We start from the raw sequence: 13,127 nt of genomic DNA on the forward strand, positions 1-13,127 counted from the left end.
GCTGTATTTGTTAGGAGTATACAGCGCCACCTGCTCGTAAAGCTGGCGTAATTTTACGGTGAAATTGGTGAGAGCGCGTTTTCCTGTGCCTACATGGCCGTTTAAGTTGTATTGACACCGAGCCAGTCAAAACCTTTGGTGGTTTTACCAATAAAGGTTTTATTGGGATGCTGCACAAAGCCAAAGTGGTTAAACCACTGATTGAGTTGTTTGACCGCTTTTCGCAGCGTATAGCGGGTATTGCATGTGGGCATGGTAATCGTCTTTTATTGTTGACAGGGATTGGTCAACTGCATGTAGTTAAAGGTGGTAGCTCGCTCGTCGTGTGGTTTTTGAATTAAGCGCATGGGGGGCGATTGGTCATCAAGGATGATTTAATGCGCGCGCAATCATTTTTGTGTGTTTTAGGAGGGCTCAAATATTGATAAAGCCAGCGGCATGACATCGCTGGCTTTTTATTGGGTGCCGAAAAGGGGTACTGGACGTTAGTTGTATCTCAGTTTCTGTATTGCCAGTCCCAGAGTTCTCAGGGTGGCCACTATATTGGGTGGCACGGTTAAGGGGGGCTTAAGTATATCAGGTAGGTGAGAAAGGTAACGCGGCATAAAATGCATGCTCAATTCATAATCATGCTCAGCAAGGTGATTTCAAGCTATTGAAATGTAGGTTTTATATTTACTTTGTCTATTCACTGGGTGATTTATATATGTTTATGACTATTTACTAGTTATCACTCATTATATAGAGCAGTTTTGAGAAGCCTAGATACTTATAGCAAGTCAACAAACTTGAGCTGGTAATGGTAGAGCTATTAAGTTTGAAGGCAAAGTAAATGAGGGGTAATTAACATGGGTGGCACAGTTAAAAGCATTGTTAAAAAGGGGAAGGTTTTTATAGCAAGATGAAAGCTGATTTCGTTATTTCATACTACAAGGTATTTACACTGTAGATGAAATCGCTTTTCATTCGATACTTTCGTGATACAAATTGCGTTTTTCAAAAGCATATACTGGCTCCAGTTCGAAAGAAGAACTTCAACAAATTATTATTTTACGGAGCTTTAAAATGAAAAACGTATTCAAAATCGCAACAATCAGTGCACTAGTTATGTTGGCAGGTAATGCAGTAGCTGTTGAGTCTACAGGTAACTTCCAGTGGACTGGTACTGTTGCTGCTGCAAATGTTATTGACCCTGAATTGGTTATTGTTGATACAGGTACTGTTGGCCACAATGACGGTACACTTACTTTTGCAGTCGACGAGACTACTAAAGCAGTAACTGTTTCATCATCTTCTGAGCTTTCTTTCAATGTAGAAGACAGCACTGGTGCTCAAGCCAATTACTTCTACGCACTAACTAACCTTAAGTTCTCTTCTGGTGGTGGATTACTTGGCGAAGATACAGCTGAAGAGTTCTCTGTGATGGTTGATTCAAGCGCTCTTGTTAAAAATACTAGCACTGCTGCTGCTGAGTCAGTAATTATGACTCTAGAAACTGGTGCATCTGGTATGCCTAGTGTTGCTGAAGGTGATGAAGTTGTTGTTCAGGCGACAGTTTTGATTTCTGACGCTGCAATCTAATTTAATTATCCAGATGCTATGTTCATAACTATTTATTTTATTGATTATGAACTAAGCCTTTGTAAGTAGATAATGCCGGATGCTAGATGTTATATCTTTATATCCGGCTTTTTAAGTTGTAGCTTTTAGTCAATAGATTTGAGTGTCGCGTAGAGTGAATTATTTACTTTGAATGTGGATAAGCTCAACATGGCTTAATATATTGTCTTCACTTTAAATTGTTTTATTTATTTTCAAGTTGGTTTTATTTAATTCTAAAGTTCAACTTAAATCTAAAATTAATACTTGAAAATATATTGATATTGAAGTATTCGAAATAAATGTAGGGACTGAAATGTATTCAAGTTTACTTTTTTATATATTGATTTTTTTTACGGCTAGCGTAAGTGCTGGGACAGTAACTAAGAGTGTCAATATAAATGTTGATATTGTAAAAAACAGTAATTCAGCAGAACTTTCTATTGAGGCCGATAAAAAAATATTTACCGCTTTATATGACACAAAAAACCAAGGGTTTAACGATTTAGATATGGGGTTTACTATTTCCAGTCCGATGGCAAACACTGAAGATTATGAGATTGAATTAATGGGCTCAGATCATCAGTGTGATGGTGCTCCTTTGGCTGTTAGCACATTGTTTGACGATACTCCATTTGTCGTTGATGACGTGACTCCAGCGATGTCTTTTCAAACCACAAACAATGGTTTAAGAACTAGTCAGCATAAATTTACTCTGGTTTATCCTACGCTAGCGCAAACCGATAGCGAGCAAGTGTGTAACGGAACCCTGAGTGTCTATGCGAGGTTAAAAATATGAGCCGCCTAAGTACATGTTTATTGATTGCACTGCCATTGACACTCAGTGGTGTTGCCAGTGCTTTGGCTGAAACAAATTATTTCCCCGGTGAATTTTCGGATTTTTTCGATGAGACTCAACAACAAATCAACGTGGTGGTGGTGGGAGCTGGTGAAGGTACCTTAGTTAAGGGGCTAGCCAGTTACGATACGTTTAGAGTCGAGAGTGATAGCAGTGCCTACAAGCAGTTAAAAAGCTATTTTTTAGAAAGTCAGGTTAAATCTGCTGCAGTGGATGCGATTCTCGAGCAGTTAGTTGTTGGGGTTGCCACCGATGAGTCATGTACAGGGAATTTGGCTCGCTGTTTGGTGACACCTGAGGTTGACAATGCTGGTTATGTGTTTGATTTCGATTATGGTCAGCTAAGAATTTTTGTGCCATCGACATCGGTTAAAGCTGAGCTGGCCGAGGTCGAGTATCAGAGCGCATTTAGTGAGAGTAATGCGTTGATTAACTCGACTCGCCTCTATGGATATACCGATTTTGATGGCAGAAATAGCGGCTCCATGTCGAATTACACCACAATTGGCCTGCCTTTGGGGTATCTCACTTTCGATACTCAATATCACACACCAGGTAATGAGTTTGATCTCTATTCAGGTCTTTATACATTAGATTTTTCAGGCCATACCCTGCAGGCGGGTCGTAGTCGCTATAACCTGTCTTTTAATTCGACCGATATGTTCGATACTGGTGCCAGAATGGCATTAGATGGTGCCTTTGTCGGTTCCAGCAGGAACTTGATTAAGGGCAGTGCGGATAGTCAGCAAAAGATCTATTTTTATGCACCTCAGCTTGGGCAATTAGAGGTTTATCGAGACGATCGCTTGATCTTGACTCAGGTGGTAGATGAGGGACAACAATTCCTCAGTTATGAAGATCTGCCAAAAGGTGTGTATGACATCACAATTATCTTGAAGGTTTCAGGAAATACCGTACTTAAAGAGCGTCGTCAGGTGGTGAATAATAACCAATTCTCCATTCCTGTGGGTGAGTTTGACTATGTATTCGGTGTGGGCCGTTTAGAAGACTTTGATTTTGGAGACTCTCCTTTAAATCAAGACTCTCTGATGGCGGATTATGACAATTACGACCGTAATATTATTAAGGCAAGTAGCACTTATAGATTTAACGAAGCGCTTCTCTTTGGTGGTTCGGCAACCATAGGGACTGATGAGCAATATCTTCAACTTGGTGGAAGTTATTACTTTAATGAAGCTCTGAGTCTGGATTTTGTTCATGGTAGCTTTCTTAATGCTGATGACTTTTATCAGAGAGGCAGTCTGTCATATTCTGGGATTTTCTTGGACTATCGTCGCTATGAATACGATGCTCAAAATACTGAGTACCGAATGGCCAGCCACCTTTATGGCATGCGCAGTTTCGAAGACATTGGGGTTGGTATTTCGGGTCAGGTCATGGGGGCTAATGGTTTCTTACGGGCTGCGTACTATACCTCTAGAGATGTTGTCAAAGTTGCTAGTGCTGTGGTCGAGAGTGAGTCTGAACTCTGGTCGTTATCTGCCGGTTTATCAAAGAGTTTCGATGCCGGTAGTTTAAGTGTTAACGCCGAATATATGGATAACAGTGTTACTGATGTGGATTCTCGCATATCACTAAGTTGGACCATGCCGTTCGGTGATAGTGGTATATCGGCTCAGAGCAGTTTGTATGTCGATCAGGATGGTTTCGATCGCAATGTAAATTACCTAAGGGGCGATTATCAAGGTGATAATTGGCGTGGTAATGCCTCGGCGGGCGCGCATGTGTTCAATGATAACTCTGTGATGGGTGATCTTTCGGTAACGGCTTCGGGTGACAACGACTATTTCACCGCTAACAGTTATGGCTACACAAATGACAGAGGCGAAAAAACACTGTCAGCTGGTTTTAATAGCACTCAGGTATTGTCATCTAGTGGCTTGTCGTTCACTAAGGATAAGTCACGCAGTTATGCTCAGGTTAGTGCCCTGACACAGGATGAAGATTTCTCTCCCGAGTTAAAGCTTGGTTTGAGTAAAGACGGCCGTTACAACCGCAGGGTGACAGTGTCCGATGAAGTATCTTTGCTACCGTTAAAAGAGTACTCGGCGTTCGATTTTGACTTCGATGCATCTGGAGACAACGTTGAAGTCCAGCGAGGGCGAGATCACAGATTCAGCCACCCTGGTACTGTGTTTAATGTTTCTGCAGATGTTACCGAACTGGCAAGTCAGATCCTGGTACTGGATGATATTTTCGGTAACCCTATATCCAGAGTGCAGTGTTTAGGTGATGGCTGTATCAGCGCCGAACCTCTGTCTGACGATGGTGTGTTCAGAGTTAACTATCGTAAGAATGCTGATTTCCGTCTTATTTCACGTAAAGGCTTGTGTATCTACGAAGGTAAGGCCAGCGACACTAAGGTGAATACGCTTAAGGGCTTCTGTTTGCCGGGGTTAGAGCAGACTGGTCGTGATAAATGGCAGAAAACATCTTATTTATTACAGGGGGATAACTTAGAGCAAGCATTAGTATACCTGGGACAGTTTACCGTAGGTAAAGATGCGAAAAATGTTATCGCGCGCCTTAACAGTCAAAACGTCATATTTACCAGCGTTACCGTTGCCGGTGAGCAGTACATTTATGTGACGGATATTAACTTAACATCAGCAAAGCGTCAGCTGCTACAAGAGTTGGATGCTTATGTATTAATCAAAGACAGCGAATTGGACTTGCTTACTCTTTTAGAAAATGAGGAAGGTAACGATGCCTAATATCAAATATGTTTTAGCAGCCGTCTTGGGTCTGTTTATCAGTATCCAGTCAGCCGAAGCGATTCAGGTCAGCTCTATGTTTAAAGTTGCTGATAAAAATAGCGAAGGTGTGTTTACCGTCACCAACACTGAGGGTAAGAAGATATTTCTCAATATCGGTATATATGAACTCACTATGGTTGATGGTGAGATCGTAAAGACTCCCTATACACGAGATAACTTAGACCAGTGGAAACTCACGGTACGTCCGGCGCGCACCGTGATCAATCCGGGGTTTGAGAAAGATCTTAAGGTGTCACTGAGCTGTTTACCGGATTGTGTTAGCGATACTGATCGAGTTTTCCAGCTTGCCGTAGTACCGACGCCTTATTTTGATGAATCAGTGCGTCCTGAGCAAGCGGTGCAGATGGCGGTGGGTTTTGCTCCCTTGTTTATCGTCCCTGGTAAGGCTGATAAGCTCAATTATTCAACCCGTTATATTGATAATAAGCTTGTGGTATATAACAAAGGTAAGACGTTCCTGAATATCAGTGTCAACAATTGTGAAGGCACGTTGAATGATACTTGCCGCAAGAACATTAAGGTGCTGGCCGGTCGCCGTTTCGAGATGGAGCTTCAGCCTGATATGAATAAGGGTAAGCTCAATCTAGAAGTTCGCACTACGGGTAATAAATTAAAGGACATGCGTGTAGTGATCAGGGATGCGAATAATGAAAAGAGTTAATCTGCTGCTGGTAAGCTTACTTTTTAGTATATCGAATGGCTGGGCATCGACCCTGAACGTGGATCTTACCGGCGGGGTTGTTCGTTGGGATAATGCCATTGTCAGTAGCAGCGGTGATGGCATGGTGCCTTCGTTCTGGACGCCGACACATGGCTTAACACCTACTGCTAAGTGGATCCCCGGGCTTTTGTCGGAACGATACCAACTGGTATTACGATGAGTTCAGCTAGTACTAATTTCGTCGTGCCGATTACGTTCAAGGGGTTTGAATACCACACAGGCTCTGCGGCCCCTACTTCAGGCGACCCTGTTCCTGGTGGTTCTTCTTGCGGCACCTGGAGTCCACCTATCGCTACTGTATTAGGGAGTAGTTGCCTTTTTCCAAATATATTAACCACAGGTACTAAGGTCGTGACGCCCTACGCTTTTATCCGTCCGATATTTAGTATAGACGAGACTGATTTGGCCGATGCTTTTGATGGGGAAGATGCAGGTCTTTATCGCGGCAGTGTGTCGCTCAGTCAGTTTTATCAGTATTACCTTGGCGATATAAAAACTCAGTTTATCGACAGTCAGCCGTTTGTTTTGGAAATTGATCATACTCCGGCCTATATCACCTCGGTGGAGCTAACTGGTGAGTCAGAGATGAAAACTGTCTATGGCGTAGGCACCGACACTGTGTCGGCCAAAACCAGCTTTGATGTGACTGCCAGCGGCTTTTTCAGCGACGGTATGAAAGTGATGTTAAATAGCTCTGATGATTACATATTGAGAAATTCTGGGTCAGAGATCCCTTACAGTATTAAATGCATTGGCTGTAGTAATGGCGAATACTTAGTCGAAGAGGGGGTCGTCAGCAACCCTAGTGATCCTAGCTTAAAAGTGTCTGGAGTTGAGGTGAACAACATCAATTTTAAAATTGATGTTGAGTTTAATTCAGTCCCGCTAGATCCACTTGAGGTAGGTTCTTACACTGACACCTTTACGTTAATTTTTGAACCGGATGTATAATATGAATAAGAGGTTAGCAGCACTGCTGCTTGTTGGTCTGGGTGGACTCGCACCTCAGGCATTTGCACAGAGTGATACCGGTTCAGCCGATCAAGTTGGAGCCTGGTTTATCGAAGGTGCCACTGGTTTGGGCTTAAGTAAAGAGGCTGAAGAGAGCAATCTGTATTGGCGTGCAGGAACTGGTTACCGTCTTAATCAGTATCTTGATTTAGGTGTGGCTGTGAGTAGTTTACATGATGGTGTGGCCAACTCTGAGGCTGTTGAAGCCTTTATGCGGCCTACGTTTTCCTTAGGGGAGGGGTATTCTCTGTACTCTGAGCTGGGTTATCGTGATGAGGGCGATGGCCTGTTTGCTGGGTTAGGTGTTAAGTATCAGCTGACTCCATCCTGGGAAGTGAACTTAGGCTATCGTTGGTACCAGGAACCGGTAAGTGAGTCTCGTGGTGACAGCTATACCTTAGCCATAGGAGTACAGTACCTGTTTGGTCAGTCAAACAAATACCAGCATGTATCCAATTATGATTTTGTTGAGATTTCAGTCGAGCCTACTCCTGCTGTGTCCAAGCCTGCTCCTGTAGTCACGGCTCCCGCGGTTGTGGCTTTGCTAGAGGAGTCATCTGAAACTTGTAGAACCACCATAGCAATGACTGATTTGGATAATATAGATCAGGTGTATGAGCCTAATGACTGTAATATTTATCAAAGGTTCTATAGCTATGGCCATTGTGAACATGTTTTCGATGTCCAGGATGTTTTAGGTATGGATAGTGCGAATCTAGAGGACCATGTGATCGTACAAGGGGCTTGGTTACATTTAATTGCTCAGGAACATTGCTTAACAATCGATGCCTTGAGTGTGCTCAATCCTTGGATTAAAGTCAGAGTAGATAACAATAAGTTTGTTTTTCCAAAGGAAAAATTAAGCCTGCCTATTAGATAAAACCTCGATGCCAAGCTTATAGGTAGCTTCTGATAATGCTCATTTACAATCAAAAACGGTCAATGACTTAAGTTATTGACCGTTTTTGATTGTATGGTTTAGTTGAGTGAGTCTTAGTACCAATTAAATGATTGTTATTTCAATATATCCATATAAAGAAAAGGTATTTTTAATTATCTTGAAAATACCGATAATTATGAATGTTCATATTTTTGATTCTATTATTAACTTATAGGTTCTGGCATCTGTGTTATAGCTTGCAACTTTGAATTTATTCTTATCTATTATTTTTTCTATGCTAATCACTATATTTCTGGCAACTTCGGTCTGATTTTCAATGGTGATAAACTTAGTTTGTAGATTTAATCCCTTTTGCCAATAATTCTCTGTGATATTTAAGGGTTTTGAGCTCCAGTCATGTGCCATAGGAACCGTACCCGACCATTGAAAAACCGCTTGGTTACCTGCATTCGCCTGGGCTGCTGTAAAAAGTAGTGTTAATAATAGAATTGTGTTCTTCATAGTTCACCCGTAAATTATCTGCTTGATTCAACATTGTCGTAACTTCAGGTTTATTTATAATCCAAGATCTAAAATAAAGATACACTCAGGATACGAAAATGTCGCGACAAATATTTGACATCTTCGGGTTTATCTTAATTTGATCATGTCTTAGGGTGCTTTATATTTTTAGATTTTTTTGCGTATTATTTAAAAAATATTTAAAAATGAGATCTATATCCTCCTCTTGGTTTTATCTCACTTTTGAATGTTTGGTTTTTTTTTGGTTCTCGCTGCATTTCTTGAGTGTTATGCGGCCAGTTTGCTCTGACATTGTGCGACTGTGTTATTCGTTTGGTGCCACTTGTTTGATTTGGCTTTGGTTGAGTTTCGATTTATTCAGGCAAGGGTATCTGGAGAATGTCCCGTCCTGAAATAGGTTGACGGTTTTATTAGACCAGTAGCACTTGCTGCTGGTCTTTTTATTGGGTGCCGAAAAAGGGTACTGGACGTTAGTTGTATCTCAGTTTCTGTATTGCCAGTCCCAGAGTTCTCAGTGTGGCCACCTTGATTGAGCTTTTACGCCACATCAGGCCTATTTCGCGGTAGGGTGCTTCGCCGGGTGGCTGCATCACAACCGCATTAGAGTGCTTAATCAGGCCATAATCGATGGCCATTTGAGGCAGGAATATGGCGCCGACTTTTGCATCGACGAGCAGGGCTAAGGTTTGTAGATTCGTGGCGCTTTGATGGCTAAATTTCTTTTTATTATCGAGAAAGAAAGGGCCTAGTTCAGTCTCTGACATGCTACTTTCTCCTTTTAGCAGGTAGATACTTTCGTCTGGGAGGTTTTGGTAGTCCAGTGGTTCGCCTAGTTGCTCGGCAAGGTCTGGATGTACAACAAACTTAAACGGGTCAATTCCCAGTTTCATATAATGGTGACGGCCTATGTCTACCGGTTGAGCCACAAATATCATGTCCAACTCGCCCTTGGTTAACGCCTCGATAAGCTCATCAGTACTGCCCTCTTTAATCGTCAGGTTTAGGTCCGGATAGGCCTCATCACAGTGTTTAAAGATACTCTTGAGCACAAACAAGGCTATGCTGGAGATACAACCCAATCGAACATTGCCGGTCATTACATTCCCCTGTTGCCTGACCAGCGACACCATATCATTAGCTTCAGCGAGTAACTTCCTTGACCTCTGCACTACATCTTCACCAATCGCAGTAAAAGTAAATGTATTGCCGTGACGTTCGAGTAATTTATCGCCAAGCATATCCTCCAGGTTTTTAATTCCCGTAGACAGGGTCGACTGACTCACTCCGCATGCTTTGGCTGCACGGTGAAAATTAAGCTCTTGGTGCAGGTTAACCAAGTAAACGAGGTTCTTAAAACTGGGTAAGTCATTCATATAAGCGATTGGTTTTCCATTGTTTATCTATGTGGTGTCAATGTTGAATCAATATTAATTATAGCAGTCAACTGTAATGTTTCGACAGTAGCTGTAATTAAAACATTCATTAATCATTGTTAAGTATGAAATGTGCAGATTGGCCTCATTTGAAACCTTGGTGAAACAAAGCTTGGATGTTAGATCTATTTAATAGATCAAGCAATAATCTTCGATCGTATATTTAGATTTTAGTTTTGTTCGATATAAAAATTAAGTCAGTAAGCGTTGCCTGCGGGCCGCTCAAAATGTGCGGTAGATGCTCTAGTTAACAAATGAGGTTCCAGAGATGAAATCAGCCCATGTAGAAAGTCACACTGTTGTCGATATGCACCGCTTGGATATCGTTTGTTCGCTGCATAAAAAAGGGCTAACCATCAAGTCACTGTCGCTAGAGGCGGGGTTGGCGGCAGGAACCTTGAGTAAGGCGCTGGACCGCCCCTGGACTAAGGGGGAGCGAATTATAGCTGAAGCCTTGGAGATGAAACCTCAGGATATCTGGCCGACGCGCTATGAAAATACAAGATACGAGATACGAGCCATTTCGATGCACTCCTAGGGAGTGTCACTACGTATATAACGCAGCTCATAGAAACAGCGACACACAAATAACATTGCAATCACCTTCATCCTGAGCGTTAAGCGCTTTGGGGAAGGATGTGTGCAGTTAACACAATTTAAGGATTTAACATGACCAGTGTCATTGGCCTGGCGGCCACTCAAGCACTATTTAATGCATTTAGACATTTCAAATGTATGGACATCAAGCTATCAGGAGGCCTGGGATGAGAATGGGTAAACTCAATGTATTAACTTCTGTGGTGCTGTCTAGCCTGTTGTTGTCAGCGTGTGGGGGAGGAGATTCAGGCTCTGATTCTCCCGCTGAAGGTCCTGTAGTTGAGCAGGCGCCGGTATCGGCTCGTGATGGTTTTAATGTAGTTGCGCCCGACGAGGCAGGTTATGTCGATTTGTCGAGTCTGATTGAGAGTGGGACAGCAGGTGCTAAGGTGACCGATGTTTATCTCGAATCCAGCCAGGGCAGTGGCCAGTGTGGTCAGGTACAAACGGGTGACGAAGGCAGCGACATCTTAGGTCAGGGCTTTAATGTCACAGTTGAAGGCGCGGCCATTTGTGAATATGGTTATGAGGTGGAAAGTGTTGCTTTGGCGGGTCAGACTAAGACACGTGCCAGGGCTAAAGTCATGGTGGCGAGTAGTGCAGGTGGCGCGGCAGTACTGCCTCCTATCTCGATAGCCATGGCGGTGGGTGATCCAGAGTTAGAGACAGATATCAAAGCGGCTCTGGGAACTGATTTCCCCGCTGGTTATACCTTATCTGAAGATTTCAGCGTGTTAGGTGATGGCGAAGTTGATATAAGTACCGATGATTTTACTATTACCTATCAGGCCACCGCTGAAGGTGTATCCCGTGTGGTTTATGCTCTTGAAGGTAACATCGCTGGCGTGCCTGACATCAAGATGGGGACTTTAGATTATGCTGTGTCGGATAGCTTGAATAATGCGCCTACGGCAGCAAATTTTGCATACGATGAAGATGTTGAGATAAACACCAGTGTAGATATCGATGTCAGTGGCTATATCGAAGATGTCATCGATAGCGATGAGCTGCAGCTTATCGAAGTTAAAAGTTACACCGCCAATGTGGCGTCAAAAAACGCCGCAGACTTAACTAATACCGTGTTTACGTTTGAGGCGCCTACCGATGGTGAGCATTATGTCAGTTACATGGTGTCAGACCATCGAGGCGGCTTTGCTACGGGGATAGTTGAGGTTACAGCATTTGATGCCAACCAAGTGGCCAGATGGACCGATATCGATTATTGGGATGATCCTGCTAAACGTCTACTGACATTTTCAGCCCCTAAAACCAAGTTTGAAATTGAACAAACGACTAGTGAATATCAAGGGTCATATACAGATAATGGCTACACGCCAGCTCTGCAGTTAGCCACATTTACCTACGCTGGTGCTCAAGCATATTGTGGGGGCGAGGGCGTTTACCTACGTCAGCTGAAATGGATGTAATGTATGATGCCGTTGACCCTAAAGTGAATAAACTTTGGCCAGCAGGTAAAGCTTATATCACTCAAGACGGTTCGAATGCTGGTTTGTACTCAATTGAAAATGGGACGCCTAATGTAATGGGGACAGACACTTACAATGTGACTTGTGTTGACAGTGGCGGACTCACTGTAGATGTTGTACGTGGAGTTGCTGTTGCAAATGGGACTGATAGGGTACAGCTGGACTTTGCCTTGGTACGTGATACAGGCCCGGTCGCTAATGCAATTTTGTCTGTAGAGACAACAAATGATGCGGTTCCTGATAGCAGTACATACACGACAGACGAGAACGGATTAGCGACTATCAAGGTGACTAGTATCAAATCTGGTGACTCAAAGATAACCGTGACCTATATAGGGGATAATGGGATTAGCGTTTATGTGTGGAGGACAGTGAACTTTATCGGTGACATCGATACGGCGCGAGTCGATAGCCTAGTGTTGCTTAGTGATGAAGCTATCTCCGATGGCAGTGAGCAGAATTTATTTGAGGTTACCATACTGGATGATTATGGTAATCAAGTAGGGGGCGCAGAAGTTGAGGTTTCTTTCGGTGATAGTGTGACAGCCCAACTGGTTGATGGAAATTTGATATCCGGCACCGATGGCGTAGTAAATTTTGGTGTTACCAATACGCTAGAAGAAATCGTAATTACTCGAGCTTTATTTACTAATGTTACAGCGTCGAGTAATAAAGAGGTGGCCAGTCAGTTCATCGGATCTGGAGATTTAATTGCTGGAGGGCTAACGTTTACTCGTCCGTTAACGCTAGCTGAAGCCAAAGCGCAAGGAGTTAGTTATACTGGTTCACTCACTGGGGATGGTAATACAGCACCAGCGGGAGAGATAAACGTTGTGCATAATTGGCCATCCGCAAATACTTTTTGCACAAATCAAGGAATGAGGTTACCAACAACAAATGAGCTATTTTCGTTGTTTAATACCTTTGATGGGGTTGATGATAGTAATGACAGACTCTTTACTGAGAAGGGCTGGCCGATGAACGACTGGTTTTGGTCATCTACTGTGTCAGGAGATGGACATTATGATGTTGATCTTACAAGAGGTGTCAGACGTGTAGGTAGTGCCAGTGCAGGAGTCTCTTATAGTAACTATGTTTCATGTATTAAAGGGTAGCGTTGATTTTATTGTGGCCCATCAATATGCCGCAAAGCAAGATTAATGGTGTCACTTATGCTAACACATATTTAAATGGGCTAA

Annotated in this window: 13 protein-coding genes; 10 read left to right on the forward strand and 3 right to left on the reverse strand. The window is 42.9% G+C overall.

The window, feature by feature from the left end:
* Positions 1-101: 101 nt before the first annotated feature.
* Positions 102-254, reverse strand: coding sequence for an RNA-dependent RNA polymerase family protein (locus FM037_RS28495; RefSeq protein ID WP_185977105.1), 153 nt, complete (start codon positions 252-254; stop codon positions 102-104).
* 811 nt (positions 255-1,065) lie between these two features.
* Between FM037_RS28495 and FM037_RS08175 the strand changes: the two genes are divergently transcribed.
* The 7 genes from FM037_RS08175 to FM037_RS08205 all read left to right on the forward strand — a co-directional run bounded on the left by FM037_RS08175 (position 1,066) and on the right by FM037_RS08205 (position 7,868).
* Complete coding sequence (locus tag FM037_RS08175; RefSeq protein WP_144045590.1) at positions 1,066-1,581, forward strand: hypothetical protein; 516 nt, start codon at positions 1,066-1,068, stop codon at positions 1,579-1,581.
* A gap of 334 nt (positions 1,582-1,915) precedes the next feature.
* Positions 1,916-2,398 (forward strand): hypothetical protein, encoded by a 483-nt coding sequence (locus tag FM037_RS08180; protein WP_144045591.1) that lies wholly within the window; start codon positions 1,916-1,918, stop codon positions 2,396-2,398.
* Positions 2,395-5,193: a TcfC E-set like domain-containing protein gene (locus tag FM037_RS08185; protein WP_144045592.1), complete on the forward strand. Its 2,799-nt coding sequence runs from the start codon at positions 2,395-2,397 to the stop codon at positions 5,191-5,193. Before FM037_RS08180 ends, FM037_RS08185 begins: the two co-directional genes overlap by 4 nt.
* Complete coding sequence (locus FM037_RS08190) at positions 5,186-5,917, forward strand: hypothetical protein (RefSeq protein ID WP_144045593.1); 732 nt, start codon at positions 5,186-5,188, stop codon at positions 5,915-5,917. The genes FM037_RS08185 and FM037_RS08190 overlap by 8 nt, the downstream gene beginning before the upstream one ends.
* Positions 5,904-6,137, forward strand: coding sequence for a hypothetical protein (locus FM037_RS08195; protein WP_144045594.1), 234 nt, complete (start codon positions 5,904-5,906; stop codon positions 6,135-6,137). The genes FM037_RS08190 and FM037_RS08195 overlap by 14 nt, the downstream gene beginning before the upstream one ends.
* A complete protein-coding gene (locus FM037_RS08200; protein WP_144045595.1) occupies positions 6,134-6,928 on the forward strand; it encodes a hypothetical protein in 795 nt (264 codons plus the stop codon). Before FM037_RS08195 ends, FM037_RS08200 begins: the two co-directional genes overlap by 4 nt.
* A 1-nt stretch (position 6,929) precedes the next feature.
* Positions 6,930-7,868, forward strand: a complete 939-nt coding sequence (locus tag FM037_RS08205; protein WP_144045596.1) for a hypothetical protein — start codon at positions 6,930-6,932, stop codon at positions 7,866-7,868.
* Between the two features lie 204 nt (positions 7,869-8,072).
* Here FM037_RS08205 and FM037_RS08210 read toward each other — a convergent pair whose 3' ends face one another.
* A complete protein-coding gene (locus tag FM037_RS08210) occupies positions 8,073-8,390 on the reverse strand; it encodes a hypothetical protein (RefSeq protein ID WP_144045597.1) in 318 nt (105 codons plus the stop codon).
* Positions 8,391-8,881: 491 nt separating this feature from the next.
* On the reverse strand, positions 8,882-9,784 hold the full coding sequence (locus FM037_RS08215; RefSeq protein WP_144045587.1) for a LysR family transcriptional regulator: 903 nt from the start codon (positions 9,782-9,784) through the stop codon (positions 8,882-8,884).
* Positions 9,785-10,112: 328 nt separating this feature from the next.
* Here FM037_RS08215 and FM037_RS08220 point away from each other — a divergent pair, with 328 nt between their 5' ends.
* The 3 genes from FM037_RS08220 (at position 10,113) to FM037_RS08230 (ending at position 13,043) form a co-directional block, all read left to right on the forward strand.
* Positions 10,113-10,382, forward strand: coding sequence for a helix-turn-helix domain-containing protein (locus FM037_RS08220; protein WP_144045588.1), 270 nt, complete (start codon positions 10,113-10,115; stop codon positions 10,380-10,382).
* Positions 10,383-10,608: 226 nt separating this feature from the next.
* On the forward strand, positions 10,609-11,868 hold the full coding sequence (locus FM037_RS08225) for an Ig-like domain-containing protein (protein ID WP_144045598.1): 1,260 nt from the start codon (positions 10,609-10,611) through the stop codon (positions 11,866-11,868).
* Positions 11,868-13,043, forward strand: a complete 1,176-nt coding sequence (locus tag FM037_RS08230; protein ID WP_185976979.1) for an Ig-like domain-containing protein — start codon at positions 11,868-11,870, stop codon at positions 13,041-13,043. Before FM037_RS08225 ends, FM037_RS08230 begins: the two co-directional genes overlap by 1 nt.
* Positions 13,044-13,127 lie beyond the last annotated feature (84 nt).

It is taken from the genome of Shewanella psychropiezotolerans (genome assembly GCF_007197555.1).
Classification (GTDB): Bacteria; Pseudomonadota; Gammaproteobacteria; order Enterobacterales; family Shewanellaceae; genus Shewanella; species Shewanella psychropiezotolerans.

Excerpts from the sequence above, each read along its gene's own strand:
- FM037_RS28495 (WP_185977105.1), bottom strand. The coding sequence starts at position 254 with ATGCCCACATGCAATACCCGCTATACGCTGCGAAAAGCGGTCAAACAA.
- FM037_RS08175 (WP_144045590.1), top strand. The coding sequence starts at position 1,066 with ATGAAAAACGTATTCAAAATCGCAACAATCAGTGCACTAGTTATGTTG.
- FM037_RS08180 (WP_144045591.1), top strand. The coding sequence starts at position 1,916 with ATGTATTCAAGTTTACTTTTTTATATATTGATTTTTTTTACGGCTAGC.
- FM037_RS08185 (WP_144045592.1), top strand. The coding sequence starts at position 2,395 with ATGAGCCGCCTAAGTACATGTTTATTGATTGCACTGCCATTGACACTC.
- FM037_RS08190 (WP_144045593.1), top strand. The coding sequence starts at position 5,186 with ATGCCTAATATCAAATATGTTTTAGCAGCCGTCTTGGGTCTGTTTATC.
- FM037_RS08195 (WP_144045594.1), top strand. The coding sequence starts at position 5,904 with ATGAAAAGAGTTAATCTGCTGCTGGTAAGCTTACTTTTTAGTATATCG.
- FM037_RS08200 (WP_144045595.1), top strand. The coding sequence starts at position 6,134 with ATGAGTTCAGCTAGTACTAATTTCGTCGTGCCGATTACGTTCAAGGGG.
- FM037_RS08205 (WP_144045596.1), top strand. The coding sequence starts at position 6,930 with ATGAATAAGAGGTTAGCAGCACTGCTGCTTGTTGGTCTGGGTGGACTC.
- FM037_RS08210 (WP_144045597.1), bottom strand. The coding sequence starts at position 8,390 with ATGAAGAACACAATTCTATTATTAACACTACTTTTTACAGCAGCCCAG.
- FM037_RS08215 (WP_144045587.1), bottom strand. The coding sequence starts at position 9,784 with ATGAATGACTTACCCAGTTTTAAGAACCTCGTTTACTTGGTTAACCTG.
- FM037_RS08220 (WP_144045588.1), top strand. The coding sequence starts at position 10,113 with ATGAAATCAGCCCATGTAGAAAGTCACACTGTTGTCGATATGCACCGC.
- FM037_RS08225 (WP_144045598.1), top strand. The coding sequence starts at position 10,609 with ATGAGAATGGGTAAACTCAATGTATTAACTTCTGTGGTGCTGTCTAGC.
- FM037_RS08230 (WP_185976979.1), top strand. The coding sequence starts at position 11,868 with ATGTATGATGCCGTTGACCCTAAAGTGAATAAACTTTGGCCAGCAGGT.